14 protein-coding genes are annotated in these 14,275 nt (G+C 37.7%); 6 read left to right on the top strand and 8 right to left on the bottom strand.

The features are described 5' to 3' along the window. Window positions 1-138: 138 nt before the first annotated feature. Complete coding sequence (locus F3D3_RS05615; RefSeq protein WP_069871953.1) at window positions 139-918, bottom strand: acetoacetate decarboxylase family protein; 780 nt, start codon at window positions 916-918, stop codon at window positions 139-141. A gap of 376 nt (window positions 919-1,294) precedes the next feature. Here F3D3_RS05615 and F3D3_RS05610 point away from each other — a divergent pair, with 376 nt between their 5' ends. Beyond that, complete coding sequence (locus F3D3_RS05610) at window positions 1,295-2,620, top strand: RNA-binding domain-containing protein (RefSeq protein ID WP_069871952.1); 1,326 nt, start codon at window positions 1,295-1,297, stop codon at window positions 2,618-2,620. Window positions 2,621-2,778: 158 nt separating this feature from the next. Here F3D3_RS05610 and F3D3_RS05605 read toward each other — a convergent pair whose 3' ends face one another. The 4 genes from F3D3_RS05605 to mmuM all read right to left on the bottom strand — a co-directional run bounded on the left by F3D3_RS05605 (window position 2,779) and on the right by mmuM (window position 6,371). Next, window positions 2,779-3,543 carry an amino acid ABC transporter ATP-binding protein gene (locus F3D3_RS05605; RefSeq protein ID WP_069871950.1) on the bottom strand — a complete coding sequence of 255 codons (765 nt, stop codon included), beginning with the start codon at window positions 3,541-3,543 and terminating at the stop codon, window positions 2,779-2,781. Further along, on the bottom strand, window positions 3,536-4,195 hold the full coding sequence (locus tag F3D3_RS05600) for an amino acid ABC transporter permease (protein WP_069871948.1): 660 nt from the start codon (window positions 4,193-4,195) through the stop codon (window positions 3,536-3,538). The genes F3D3_RS05605 and F3D3_RS05600 overlap by 8 nt, the downstream gene beginning before the upstream one ends. Before the next feature lie 125 nt (window positions 4,196-4,320). Then, window positions 4,321-5,220, bottom strand: coding sequence for an ABC transporter substrate-binding protein (locus F3D3_RS05595; RefSeq protein WP_069871946.1), 900 nt, complete (start codon window positions 5,218-5,220; stop codon window positions 4,321-4,323). 209 nt (window positions 5,221-5,429) lie between these two features. Beyond that, window positions 5,430-6,371: a homocysteine S-methyltransferase gene (gene mmuM / locus F3D3_RS05590; protein WP_069871945.1), complete on the bottom strand. Its 942-nt coding sequence runs from the start codon at window positions 6,369-6,371 to the stop codon at window positions 5,430-5,432. A 157-nt stretch (window positions 6,372-6,528) separates the two neighbouring features. On the opposite strand from mmuM, the gene F3D3_RS05585 reads away from it, so the two are divergent. The 5 genes from F3D3_RS05585 to F3D3_RS05565 all read left to right on the top strand — a co-directional run bounded on the left by F3D3_RS05585 (window position 6,529) and on the right by F3D3_RS05565 (window position 11,411). After that, window positions 6,529-7,179: a DUF47 family protein gene (locus F3D3_RS05585; protein WP_069871943.1), complete on the top strand. Its 651-nt coding sequence runs from the start codon at window positions 6,529-6,531 to the stop codon at window positions 7,177-7,179. An 8-nt stretch (window positions 7,180-7,187) separates the two neighbouring features. After that, window positions 7,188-8,231, top strand: a complete 1,044-nt coding sequence (locus F3D3_RS05580; RefSeq protein ID WP_069871941.1) for an inorganic phosphate transporter — start codon at window positions 7,188-7,190, stop codon at window positions 8,229-8,231. 267 nt (window positions 8,232-8,498) lie between these two features. Continuing rightward, entirely contained in the window at window positions 8,499-9,503 is a 1,005-nt protein-coding gene (locus F3D3_RS05575; RefSeq protein WP_069871939.1) for a hypothetical protein, read from the top strand. Further along, complete coding sequence (locus F3D3_RS05570) at window positions 9,490-10,752, top strand: hypothetical protein (protein WP_069871937.1); 1,263 nt, start codon at window positions 9,490-9,492, stop codon at window positions 10,750-10,752. The genes F3D3_RS05575 and F3D3_RS05570 overlap by 14 nt, the downstream gene beginning before the upstream one ends. Continuing rightward, window positions 10,749-11,411: an ABC transporter ATP-binding protein gene (locus F3D3_RS05565; protein ID WP_084388842.1), complete on the top strand. Its 663-nt coding sequence runs from the start codon at window positions 10,749-10,751 to the stop codon at window positions 11,409-11,411. Before F3D3_RS05570 ends, F3D3_RS05565 begins: the two co-directional genes overlap by 4 nt. Here the strand turns inward: F3D3_RS05565 and F3D3_RS05560 are convergent. The 3 genes from F3D3_RS05560 to F3D3_RS05550 all read right to left on the bottom strand — a co-directional run bounded on the left by F3D3_RS05560 (window position 11,371) and on the right by F3D3_RS05550 (window position 14,253). Then, the gene (locus tag F3D3_RS05560; protein ID WP_069871936.1) at window positions 11,371-11,823 is read right to left on the bottom strand and encodes a hypothetical protein; all 453 of its coding nucleotides are present in this window, start codon (window positions 11,821-11,823) and stop codon (window positions 11,371-11,373) included. The two genes, F3D3_RS05565 and F3D3_RS05560, sit on opposite strands and share 41 nt — an antisense overlap. Window positions 11,824-12,174: 351 nt before the next feature. Further along, window positions 12,175-13,035, bottom strand: a complete 861-nt coding sequence (locus tag F3D3_RS24895; protein ID WP_139132025.1) for a methyl-accepting chemotaxis protein — start codon at window positions 13,033-13,035, stop codon at window positions 12,175-12,177. A gap of 294 nt (window positions 13,036-13,329) precedes the next feature. Continuing rightward, on the bottom strand, window positions 13,330-14,253 hold the full coding sequence (locus tag F3D3_RS05550) for a M14 family metallopeptidase (RefSeq protein WP_069871934.1): 924 nt from the start codon (window positions 14,251-14,253) through the stop codon (window positions 13,330-13,332). Window positions 14,254-14,275 lie beyond the last annotated feature (22 nt).

Here is a 14,275-nt window from a genome sequence, read left to right as displayed (position 1 = left end):
AGCACATACTCAGTCCGCTTCGCTACCTTCGTAACACTTGCACAATCCTATCGGATTGCATTCAGTGGGCGTTTGGACTCCCACTGAATTAGGCATATGAACCCCCACTTTGAAAAGTGTGGGACATCTCCTCAAGGGTTATATCAATTTTTCAAGAACCTTTAAATCATCTACCGTTAATGCCACTTGGAATCTATAACCGTCGAGCACTTTAATAGGCTTAAAATCGCTAAGTTCATGCTCAGGTGACACCACAAAATTTAGTTTGGCATCGCCTTTTGACACCATAGACACTTTTACATCTCTTGATTTCAGCTGGACAAGCTCATTGATGAGCGGCTCATGATGCTTTTCATTTTCAAGATTGGGGAAGTATCTCAATAGCGCAGAGCCTGAAAAAGTAGGTGACGGCATTTCCGCGTCTTCTTCATTTAAAAGCAATTGACTCTCAATATAGCGTTTCCCATTAACCGTTAATGTGGCGCCAAAGCGTCCTGCGGGAGCCGCTTTTGACTCTAGTGTAAACCCTTTGGAGATATGCGTTTCTCCAATTTGCTTTGGCCATCCTTGAATAAGACCTCTCAGAAAAGCCTTGTCTTGATCCACCCAAATATAGGGACAATATGCCATGGGTTCACCTTTGTAAGCTGCTGACATTAGGATAATCGTCTCTTTATATTGACTCTCGGCAGGATCTAGGTATTCTTCACCATACGCCGATGCATATTGCCAATCCACAAAATAGATGCAACATTTTGTGGATTCTAAAGTCAACGGTTCTGGTAAATAAGCTTCAATTAATGCTTGATCAGCTTCATATTCAACTGCAACCACATTGCCTACATAATGCCATGGTGGATGTGGTACTAGGCTTGCTGTACCCTTTGGCGTTCTTGGTAGTGTAAAACCTTTAATCATGATAGACCTCCTTTTATTGTAATAGCTTCTCAAAATAAAAGAGAGGCTATTTTAGTGTATCAAAGCGTATACTCAGTCCGCTTCACTACCTTCGTAACACTTGCACAATCCTATCGGATTGCATTCAGCGGGCGTTTGCACGCCCACTGAATTAGGCATATGAACCCCCACTTTGAGAAGTGGGGGACACCTCCTCAAGGGTTATTAAAAGAATTTTATCAGATTTGGACTAAATGCTATTGTATAAAATTGATTTTACTAAAAATTCAGAAATGTCCAGAGACTAATGAGATCATGCCCGTTAAAAGTTGCAATCTAAATATAAAAGAATTATGATTGAAAGAAAGAATATCTCATTTGAAAGTAGGTGAATGATTTGGTCGAAAGTAATAGAGTAGAGTTCAAAAGAGAGTTAAATGATAGTTTAGAAAAGGAAGTAGTAGGTTTCTTTAATTATCCCGAAGGTGGAGAACTCTACATTGGAATTACTGATGATGGAACTATTATCGGTCTTGAAAATACAGATGACATACAAAAAAGAATTGTAGATCGAATAAAGAACAATATTTACCCTTCAGTAATGGGTTTGTACGATGTTATAAATGTAACTATGGACGAAAAAAATGTTATAAAAATTGCAATATCTAGCGGTCCAGAAAAACCATACTATATCAAAAAATATGGCATGTCCCCTAATGGATGTTTTATGAGGGTCGGTACAACTGTTCAACAAATGCCAAAAGAAATAATTGATTCATTATATTCAAAACGTATTAGAAATTCACTAGGTCTGCTTACGTCTCCAAGACAAGATTTGACGTTTAAGCAACTTAAAATATTCTATGAAGAAAATGGATTTGATTTAAATTCTAAATTTTTAAAAAATTTAGAATTTTATACAGAAGATGCTCGATTTAATTACGCAGCCTATTTATTGGCTGACGAAAATGGTAATTCCATGAAGGTAGCAAAATATTCGGGGATAGATAAAGTTGACTTGATTGAAAATTCTGAATTTGGATATTGTTCATTAATAAAAGCAACCACAAATATTTTGAACAAGTTGGAAATTGAAAATATCACAAGAACAGAAATTACGTCAACAGTACGTAGAGAAAAGAGACTTGTTGATCCAACAGCCTTGAAAGAAGCTGTAATCAATGCAATTATCCATAATGACTATTCCAATGGGATTCCACCTTTATTTGAAATATTTTCAGATAGATTTGTTGTTACCTCCTCCGGTGGATTGCCCCAAGAATTAACTCATGAAGAGTTCTTTGAAGGCATTTCAGCTCCAAGAAATAAAGAACTTATGCGTGTATTTAGGGATCTCAAATTAGTTGAACAACTTGGTTCTGGTATTCAAAGAATACTAAATTCATATGATAAAAGTATATTCAAATTTAGTCCCAATTTTTTAATAGTAAGCTTTCAAGTTGAGAATGCGGGGAAGAATGCGGGGAAGAATGCGGGGAAGAATGCAGGGAAGAATGCAGGGAAGAATGTACTGAAATTAAATACAACCCAAATAAATATTATTGTGCTTATAAAAGAAAATAAATACATTACACAAGAAGAGATCGGTATAAAATTGGATAAAAATGTTAGCACTATCCAAAGAAATATGAAAAAATTACAAGAACAAAAATTAATAGAACGAATGGGTTCAGCAACCGACGGGTATTGGAAAATTTTATAGAATTTTTATTGGTTAGAGTGTCAAAAGTCAGTTTCGAATCAACCCTCTACCCTATGCTGTATCGCCTACTTCCCGTAAACGACATCATAGGGTAGAGGGTTGCTCAACTTTTGGATTTGACACTCTAACCATTATTGAATTTAATTAAATTTCACACCTTATAAGATCTTACTAAAAAACGCTTTCGTTCGCTCTTCCTTCGGATGATCAATCACATCTTCTGGTTTACCCTCTTCACAAATCACACCACCATCCATGAAAATCACACGGTCTCCCACTTCCTTCGCAAAGCCCACTTCATGTGTCACTACGATCATAGTCATGCCCTTTCTAGCCAGTTCTTTCATAACTTCTAGAACCTCTCCCACAAGCTCTGGATCAAGCGCAGAAGTGGGTTCATCAAAGAGCATAATCTTAGGTTTCATCGCAAGTGCTCTGGCAATGGCAACCCGCTGTTGTTGTCCCCCAGAAAGTCTAGAAGGATACTCATCTTTTTTATCAAAAAGACCGACCGATTTAAGCAGTTCTTCTGCCTCTTTAAGCGCTGTGGCTTCATCCACTTTTTTAACGAGCATAGGCGCCTTCATGACATTTTCAAGCGCTGTCAAGTGTGGGAACAGATTAAACCGCTGAAAGACCATGCCAAGTTCCATACAGAGTTCCTGTGCATGTTCTGGGCTAATCTTGATCATATCTTTGTCATTTTCTCTTTTATCTGCAAGTTCACCATCTATATAAATTTCACCAGAGGTAATGCGTTCTAAATGATTCATACACCTGAGCATGGTTGACTTACCAGAGCCACTGGCCCCTAAAATACAAACCACCTCATTCTCGCTAACCGAGAAATTAATGCCCTTTAAAACTTCTAATTTTCCAAACGATTTATGAACCTCTACCACCTTAATCATCTCTTTACTCATAAGCACCAACCTTCTTCTCAAGCTTATCAAATCCAAACTGAATGATAGAGGTCATCAGCAAATAAACGCATGCCGCATAGACGTAATAGATCCAATTTCCAGAAGAACTGCTCATGGTTTTAGTTGTTCTGAGAAGATCTGAAATCGCCACTGTGGAAGCAAGAGAAGTATCTTTGATCAACATGATAAATTCATTGCCAACAGAGGGTAACAGTCTTTTATAAGACTGAGGAATGATGATTTTAAACATGGCTTGATTATAGCTCATGCCTAAAGCTTTTGACGCCTCCAATTGTCCTTTATCGATGGATTCGATACCCGCTCTAAAGAACTCTGCCATATAGGCCGTTGAATTCAGACCAAAAGCGATAAAACATGCCATCAATGGGTTAATCGGAAAAGGACGCCCCAGTAGATCTTTGACGATCAAAGGCATCGCATAGTATATCATAAACAATTGTAGCAGTAACGGAGTCCCTCTAAAAAACCATACGTAAATCCATGAAACCTTATTGAGTATCTTGTTGTGGGATATGCGCCCTAGTGCTACCAACATACCAAATACTGTGCCTATTATAACGGCTACAACTGCAATGATGAGGGTATAGCCTGTCCCTTTTATGATCGCTTGAATTTGTACTTCATTTAACATTTTAGCTCCCCACCCTTTTATGGTCCTAATATTATTAAGATGACCTGCCACCACCAGTGACAGGTCATTAATTTACACCTATTCTTTTTACAGACACCCTCTATAGGTGCCGTAGAATGCACTTTCTATTCGATGACTTTAATTTCAGAATCAATATGAGTTGCAAAATCTGCCGAGAACCACTTTTGAGAAATCTCTGTCATTTTGCCACTATCTTGAAGTGCTTTTATGCCAGTATTGACTTTATCCAATAACGCTGTATTTTCTTTTGCAATGCAAACGCCAATAGGCTCATTCGATAAAAGATCCGACGTAATATTGAAAGAATCTGGGTCATTTGAAATGTAGAAACCACCAACTGAACTGTCTACTAAAATGTACTCTATTGAGCCACCTTTAAGTGCTGCAAAAGCTTCCATTACTGAATCAAATTGCGATAAAGTGATATCTGTACCATCAGCCATGAATTTTTTAGCTGCAATATCTGCAGTTGTCTCGAGCTGAACACCTACTTTTTTACCTGCTAATTGCTCAATAGAAGTCGCTTGTTCACCATCTGCTGCTGAAACGATTACAATCCCATTTGAAAGATATGGATTGGTCATTCCAAAACCCTCGATACGATCCGGTGTAATACTCACACAGGATATGATCATATCATACTGTCCAGTGTTTACGCCATTAAAGATCCCATCCCATGCTGTTGGGACATACTCGATTTCAACGCCCATTTCCTCAGCGAGTGCTTTTGCAAAGTCAATATCAAAACCAATTAAATCATTAGTAGCTTCGTCGTGATATTCAAAGGGTGGGTACGCATCGTCCGTTCCAACCTTAATCACTAATTTTTCTGACGGTGTCGTCGCTTCTGGTGTAGCCTCTGGTGCAGCTTCTGGTGCTGCCGCCTCATTCGTTGTCGCTTCTTGAGCTGGTACTGCTGGATCTGCAGCCTTTGCTTTAGAGGTGCATCCTGTAAATCCAACTGCAAGTAGCATAATCATAATCAACGCTAATATCTTTTTCATTATATCCCCCTCATTAATTTAAATACATGTTTAAGCATGTTTATTCAAGTCTTTTTATTAATATACTCGCATATTAATCAAATATCAAGTATTTTTTTCACATTTCACTTAAATAAACAAAGAAAAAGTATCAACCTCTGCTTATTTATACACAAACCTATTTTGCCGGAATGTATAAATATACATACATTGATACTTTTATATGCCTTTTACAATTGACGCTTTGCTAAAACGGCAATCTCATAAATATGCTTCGGTGTCGTTCTACAACATCCCCCTATGATCTGTGCACCTTTTTCATACCATTGCATCGCATCCACCGCATAATGTTCTGATGTAGAACAGCCGTGCCAAACCTTTTGCGTTGCATCATATTGTTCTCCAGAGTTTGGATAAACAACAATGGGTTTATCCGACCCCTTCCGAATGGCTTCTATTAAAGAGGTCATATACTCAAGCGCTGTACAGTTCACCCCTATAGCGGCAACTTGAGATTTGTCATTCAGCCATCTTGCACAGTCCTCGATCTTTTCACCACTGTTTATATGTGCTCCATCCTTTGCGCTAAAACTGATCCAAGCATACATATCTGGATGATTGCTAAGCACATCTACAATTGCCTGAGCTTCAAGAAGGCAAGGAATCGTTTCACAGGCTAAGATGTCTGGTGCGGCTTCTATTAGAGTCTGCATCCGCTTCTCATGAAACGCGGATAATGCCGCCCTATCAAGTCCATAATTGCCGCGATATTCCGAACCATCTGCGAGGTACGCCCCATAAGGCCCCACCGATGCTGCAACAAGCGGTTTTGGTCTCATCAGTTGATCCGCTTCATTTGACCAAAATTGATCTCTGACCTCTTTTGCAATTTCAACCGAAGATGCAATCAATCTGCCGGCCTCTGCTTCGCTGACGCCTCTTTTCATAAAGCCTTCATAAGTGGCTTGGTAACTTGCTGTGATCACACAATCTGCGCCAGCTCTGTAATAATCTTCGTGAACTGCCGCAATTAAGTCAGGATTTTCTATTAACACTTTAGCAGACCACAAGGGATCGTTGAGATCACAGCCCTTATGTTCAAGTTCAGTTGAAAATGCGCCATCCAAAATCATCATCGGGTAATCTTTTAAAATACGCTCTATTGGATTCATATCCCTCACTCCTTAAATAACGTTTCGATTTTTTCTAACTAACATACTATCATATTAGCCGTATAATTTCATCGTTATTCCTCAAGTTAATCTTTAGATTTTAGTTTGACTATGTGTCTGTTGAGGTATCCTTTAAATATAAAGGGGGAAATTGCTTATGACTTCTATATTTAAAAAATCTATTGAACTCAACATGAAGATTGAAAAATTCCTTGATATCATATCACAAAGTCTTCTACTCTTAGAAAAAGCCATCCACGCTTACCTCTCGGATGATTGCGAGACCTTTGAGAACACATTTGATCGCATATGCACTTTAGAGACTGAAGCAGACCATTTAGAATTCGAAATAAAAACAGCCCTCTATGTATTCATGCTGCTCCCCGATACCCGGGCCGATGTCCTCTCACTTGTGAAAAGCCTAGATAACATCATCGATGCCACTGAAGAAATCGCAAAAGAATTTCATATTCAAAAACCTATTTTCCCAAGTAGCCTAAATGAAAATATACTTGCCCTTATTGCTAACACCCTAAAATCAGCTGATTTTTTGCTCTTGGCTGCTAGGGCTTTTTTAAGTGAATTACACATGGCAGCTTCTCACATTAGTAAAGTCAAATTTTACGAACATGAAACAGATCTCTTAGAAGAAAAAATTAATTATGCCCTTTTCAACGATCAAATCGTATCTACTCTTGCCGAAAAAAGACAACTCAAAGAATTTACAAGTATGATTGCAGGCATCTCTGATGAAGCTGAATTAATCGGGGACAAACTTTCTATTTTCATCATAAAAAGAGAGATATAGGTGATTTTATGAATATGACTCTATTTTATATCTCAAGTGGCTTATTTCTCGGATGGTCTTTAGGGGCAAATGATGCGGCTAATCTCTTTGGCACTGCTGTTGGTGCTAAAGTCATTAAATTTAAAACTGCTGCTATAATCATGAGTATTTTTGTTATCATTGGTGCTGTTTCAAGTGGTGCTGGTGCCAGCCATACACTTGGCAAACTTGGCGATATCACTTCACTGCCTGGTGCTTTCATCGTTGCACTGGCTTCAGCTGTAACCGTTTTTATCATGACCACGTACGGGCTTCCAGTTTCAACTTCACAAGCCATCGTTGGCGCCATTATCGGTTGGAACCTCTTTTCTTCAAATCCAACAAGTGTCACGGTGCTCTCAAAGATTGTACTGACTTGGGTGTTATGCCCTTTGCTTGCCGCTGTCTTTTCAATCCTTTTTTATAAACTTTTCGTGCGAAAAACACAAAAGCTCAAACTCAACATTTTTATGAGGCATTACTATATCCGTATGGGCCTTATCATTGTCGGTGCCTTTGGCGCCTATTCTTTAGGTGCAAACAATATCGCAAATGTCATGGGTGTTTTTACAAACTCTATTGAATTTCCCCCGATTGATTTATACTTTTTTACGATAAGCAAAATTGAAGCACTCTTCTTTTTAGGTGCCATTGCCATTGCAGTAGGGATCTTTACTTATTCCCATAACGTCATGGCAACCGTTGGCAACAGTATTTATAAAATCTCACCCTCAAGTGCACTGATCGTGGTTTTATCGAGTTCCTTTGTGCTCTTCCTCTTTGGGTCCGTATCACTTCAGCATCTACTCATATCCCTTCATCTCCCCACAATTCCGCTCGTTCCCGTATCCAGCTCACAAGCTATCGTTGGTTCCATTATCGGAATCGGACTTGCAAGGGGGGACAAAAATATCAATTTGACTAAACTTCGCAATATCTCATTCGGATGGTTGCTCACACCTGTGCTTTCTTTAATCCTCTCATATGTCAGTTTGTTTTTTATGCAAAATGTGTTTATGCAAGCGGTTTATTGATGCTTCTAACAAATTTCAAAGCTTTTCAAAGTTATATGCCATCTAGATTATTGACATGAAAACAATTTTATACTATATATACTTATAATTAGTTAATTGACACGTGGAAGGATATATAGTATATTTTAGTAAAGTTTAGGAATGATTTTCTATATATAAAGATTAGAAATAGAATAAATAAAAAATTGATGATACAGTGTAGCTTATGAATGAAAAATAACTACACTGTATTTTAATGGGTCTATCAAAAGGTGAGGAGAATCAAAGATGAGACGGTTTAAACGGTCTATACTTTATATGATCATAATCAACACGATAATTTATATGCTCCTTATCGCTTTTCTGTCTTATGAGGCAAAACAAACCACCTATGACAGGTTATCAAATCAGCTTTATTTTGATAATATATTGATTCTGAATAATGCACAGGCTATTAATTGGGATAAGAAATCATACAAAGAGGCCCACAGAGTATATGTTGAAATTAATCCATATTGTCGCGCTTTAATAAAAGACACTTCAGACTGGATACCCCCTATGCGATCTGGATACTATCCGAGTGCAAACGGAGAGGGTCTCAAAGCAATAGTAGGTAAAAATATATACAATACGAAGGTCATAGAAAAAAATGGTGCTCACTGGATAGAATGCCTAGATCAAAAATTTGAAGTGACCGGCGTTGTTGGCACAGATTATATAACATCCTCGGATGATGTCGTTATTCTATTTGGATTTAACTTTGACGCGCTTAACCTTCTTGAGAAAACAATAGTAGTAGATACTGAAGACGCAAAATATGCAGACCTTATTTCAAAGGATCTTGCTGTAGAAAATCCTGAAGTATCTGTTCATCGAGGCACTATAAAAGGAACCGCTAGACTTACAAAAAGTTCTTATTTTTATAAGTTACTTTATACAGAGACTATTTTTCTGGCAATACTTACTTTGATCCTCTTTGGCAAGTACTTGCATGAGCAATACAAAAATACGCGCCAAGTGTATATGTTACTCGGCATCCCACTGTTTCGAGTAATTACATACGAAGCAGCAGAGGTATTTTTAGCTAATTTCATTTCGGTTACTGTATCTGTTTTTATAGGAGATTCAATGAGGTTATTTGAAACGAACCCGTTAGGAGCGTTGTTAAAGATCAGTGCTAATGTAACGCTTTTTTCATGTGCTTTGATTTTAATTTTCTTTTTTATAGATAGAATCCATGACGCAAACAAGGCGCACAAGGAAGGTTGGTGGCTTAAAAATGATACGCCGTGAAATTTATTATCATTATCGCGCCAACAAAATAATAATGGCTTCACTCATATGTCAGGCAACCCTTTTTTTTATATTCTTAGGGACATTCATAGCATTTTCAAGCGAGTTGAACAATGGTAGAGATAACCTTGAAAAAATATATGGCAACAAAGCTATCTATCAACTACTGGATGGCTATTTTGATCCAGATGAATTTTCTGAGTTTCTGGGACAGGAAAATGCGTTGAATACTTTAAAAAAATTTTACAACAAGCTGAACACAGCACATCATTTTCAGTATCTTTCAATGTTTAATCAAAGAATTACCGTTGAGGATCCACTGTCAAAATTCCCTGAAATTCAGGCAATGGATGGTGGAACAGCCAAAATAATTAATGCCTTTCAATTTAATAAGCAAGCATATGACTATTTTAATCTCGTTGTTGCAAAGGGCAAACCCTTTTCTCTAGAAGACTTTGAAGACAAGGGCGAAATAATGCCTGTTCTTATTGGCAGTAAATACGCAGAGTCTTTTGCTGTTGGAGATCATATCGTGGCATCGTATTATCAAAAGCATGTCATCCTTGAAGTGATAGGCATTTTAAAAGAAAACAGTTTGATCTATTTTAACACTGATCCAGAATTTTATTTAGACGAGTACATCATTTTGCCATATGTCAATTACGTCGATCCAAAAGCAGATTTTGAAGAAGAATTTCAAAAAATCGCTTATTTCGCCATGATCAATGGTTATATTTCAGTTGAAATCGGAGATGAATTTGCCCAAAATATGATGGCAGAGATTGAAGTTATTGCTCAACAAACAGGGTTTTACAACTACCAATTTATTGGGTCAAACCCCAATATTCAACCCTACAGAGGTTTGGTTAATGTCATCAATTTAAATTATACCCTTGTAAGATGGCTCTTTATTTTTTCTTTCTGTCTAAATGTAATCACAATATGCTTTCAGTTATATTTCATGCAAAAGAAGAGACTTACAGCATTGGCTGTACATTATTTAAACGGGGCATCGCTCTCTGATCTTGTGAAACAATTTAGTTGTGAAGTTATACTTATAATGCTCATTTCATTTACGATCAGCCATGTTGTATTGATGTATATTCTGAAAATTGCGAATACTCAAACATTTGCGTTTTTATTGATCATCACTATAGTGCTGACATTTAGTGTCTCTGTATTTCCAATTTATAAACTGATACATTCTGAACTGATGTCTCTACTAAACAACACGGAGGATTGCTCATGATAGAACCTATACTCAAATTAGAAAATATTAGCAAAAGCTTTAAGAGCGCTGGTCACACGCAAACGGTTTTAGAAAACGTAGCGCTACAGATACGCGAGGGCGAAATTGTTGGAATAAGAGGAAAAAGTGGCAGTGGAAAATCAACGTTGCTCAATATATTATCAGCAACGCTTATGGCGGATTCTGGAAAAATGATTTTCAAAGGGCAAGATCTGCATACGGTCACAAATAAAGAAAGAGCCAGATACAGAAGTTCTTGCGTGGGGTACATCCCCCAAAATTTGTATTTGCTCGATGATCGAAATGTCTTTAATAATATCGCTCTGCCATTGCAATATATGAAATTGGATAAAAAACATATTGAAAAACGCATTCATTCATTGTCTTCTGAATTGGGGATATTCGCGCTCCTAAAAAAAGAAATTCATATGCTTTCAGGAGGCGAAAAGCAAAGAGTGGCAATCTGTAGAGCAATTATAAAAAAATCAAAACTTTTATTTGCAGACGAACCGACCGGTTCGCTCGATGATGAAAATGAGGCATTGGTATTGGCTCTATTTCGCAGAATGCAAAATCAAGGAACGACGCTAGTCGTTGCAACTCACGACGATGTTGTTGTCAATATGTGCGATACAACGCACAAGCTTCAAATGAGGTAGATTGATACGCTGGCACACCTATTTTACAAAGTGTTCTCGAAATAATATCTCTCGGCAAAGGATAACGCTTCTTTTTAAAGGGTACGTCAGGAAGCGTATGATATTGATTTTGCCCGATCTGTCCTAGGTGTTTAATTAAAGCCTCACAAGCAATTACGCCCTGTGAGGCAATGGATTCAGATAGCGCAATCTTGGTGTAAAGTTTTTTCTCTGTGAGTAATGTGGATAACATGGCGTCCAAAACGCTTTTATCCACAAACTGTTCTAATAATTTTGCGCCTATGGTTCTATCCGTTGCCTCTTTTGAATTCAATAGCTGAAGAAGTGCTTCTTTTGAAAATGATCTATAAGCGTCTAATGCTTGATCTTCTATGTAACCTCTGGATTTTAATTGTGCCTTTGTGCTTTTCATTTGAACACGCCCTTTCTCCAATTACCATCTTATCCTACTAGGTCCAATATTTCAACAACTCGTAGACTTTTATGAATTTGCTCTTTACAAAAGCAATGTATAGTGGATATAATGATTTAAATGAGAACGATTATCATGTATTTCACACCCTCTAGGAGACCCCAATGCTTAACTCTATTAAAACGTTTCAAATGCTAACGCATATGCGCTTATTCCATTTATCTCATGACGCTTTAAAAAAATGCCCTTTCTTTAAATTTATTGCTTTATATTGAAATCTTATTATACATAAAATCAAAGAAAAAGAAGCCCCTCTGAGCTTCCTCTCTTACATCTTATCTTTTTTGGTTATTACTTATATCGATCTGAAAATGTATTCAACTCTTTAGCAGTTTGTTGAATATGCTCTAAATTCGATAAAATATCTTGAGTCAATGCCGCTTGTTCCTCGCTTACGGCACCAGTACTTTCAATTGCACGCGTAATCTCATTAACTGCACTGTTCATCTCTGAAATCATCTGTTGAATATTCTGGGCCGCTTTCTGAGACTGATCCGCTAACTTTCTCACTTCCTCCGCTACCACCGCAAAACCTCTTCCCTGTTCGCCAGCACGTGCCGCTTCAATGGCCGCATTTAATCCCAAAAGATTAGTTTGGTTGGCAATGCTCTTGATAAATTCAAGGATTTCAGAAGTATGCTTATTTTTATCTGATAACTCCTGTGCTTTTTGAATCGATAGTTGCCCGGATTCTGCAAGGCTTTCAGCGCTCTTAGAAACTTGTTCCACATCACTTGACGATCTTGCAATCAACGCGGTAAGCTCTCTAATATTTTCAACGAGCTTTTTATTGTCTTGCAAATCAATTCCAGAACTTAAAGTGCCAATGACTTCACCCTTAAGACCATAAATTGGCGTAAAAATCGTTTTAATGGGGATGCCATAAACTTCGGGTGGAATATCTGCATACGTATCCCTATTATAACGTGTACATTCTTCAATCGTCGTAATCCCTCTAATCGGTTTGCCCTCAGGTAAATCCAGTTCAAATTTTTTGGCACGATAATACCCCAAGTATTCATTTAAATCCGTTAACCCCACTGCCATATCTTCACGAACGATCCTGTTGAGATAGGGTAGGACAAGTTTAAATGCTGCCAAAATCTGTTCATTACTCTCAAAATCGCCTTTAATCTTCATTTCTTTTGCCATATGAGCCCACTCTTTCTTAACTTTTTTACACCCCTAATCTGAGTTTTGATACACACGCTTTTATTATATACCCCTTCTGGCTCTATGTAATTTTTTTTGTTTCATTTTTGGTTAAGGTGTCAAAAGTGAGTTTCGCATTAACCCTCTACCCTATGCACTATGCACTATCGCGTACTTCCCGTAAACGACATCATAGGATAGAGGGTTACTCAACTTTTGGATTTGACACCCTAGCCATAGATAAAGTCACCCCAAACACCTTCTTAAAAAGAAAACCATGTGACCTAACGCGCTTTACAAAAACCCATAAGCAACTACCTCAGTACCCTTGCCTACACCAAGTGTCTCCACTTGATATAAAACAATTCCATCTTCCTCTGCGATGATCTCTTGTAATACATTATCCTTTATATCATGGATCTTTCCTAAAATTTCGCCTTTCCTAATTAAATCCCCTGGCTTTTTTTGGGGTTTCCAAAATCCAGAATATAAAGCAACAGGATACTTCGAACACGTCACATCTGAAATCTTTTCTTCCCGATGTCCTTTGAATTCAGAAGCTATTAAATCTAGTTCAGCTAAGACGGAGAGCACATCTTTTTTATACAAATCCACAACTTCTTCAGATTTCTCAAAAGCACCACCTCTTTCTATTAAAATAGACGGTTTACCAAGAATTCCTGAGTAACTATAAAACCCCGTCTTCGAAGAGGACTTCACCATGACAGAAACATTTAGACTCTGAGCCATTTTTTGCGCTTTTCTAACGACTTCATCACTAGCTTCACCTACATAATACACAAATGGCATCACCTTTTCATGGACATCACCACCGTGTAAATCCACGTGATAATCACATTTCTTCACAAGTTTTCGTTCTAACGTATACGCTATTTTTTGAGATAAAGTCCCTTCGGGATTTCCTGGGAACACACGATTGAGATTCAGACCATCTTCTGGAACCACTTGCTTTGAAAAATTATAAAATCCATTTGGATTACAAATAGGCACCACAATGACAGTACCCTTCACCTGAATAGATTCCAGATGAGTCATCACCTCAAAAGCGGCTAAAATAGAAGTGTCTTCTGCACCATGTACGCCAGCCGTTATTAGACAAGTCTCACCATCTCCATCACCAAACTCAAAAACATCCAAGCTCAATTGTGAATTTATAACATTCAAGGGATATGTTTTTATTATTTTTTCTGTATTCATGGGTTCTCCTCCATCATATCGT

The sequence above is a fragment of the Fusibacter sp. 3D3 genome, assembly GCF_001748365.1.
GTDB lineage: Bacteria > Bacillota > Clostridia > Peptostreptococcales > Acidaminobacteraceae > Fusibacter_A.
This window is presented reverse-complemented; position numbering and strand designations above follow the sequence as displayed.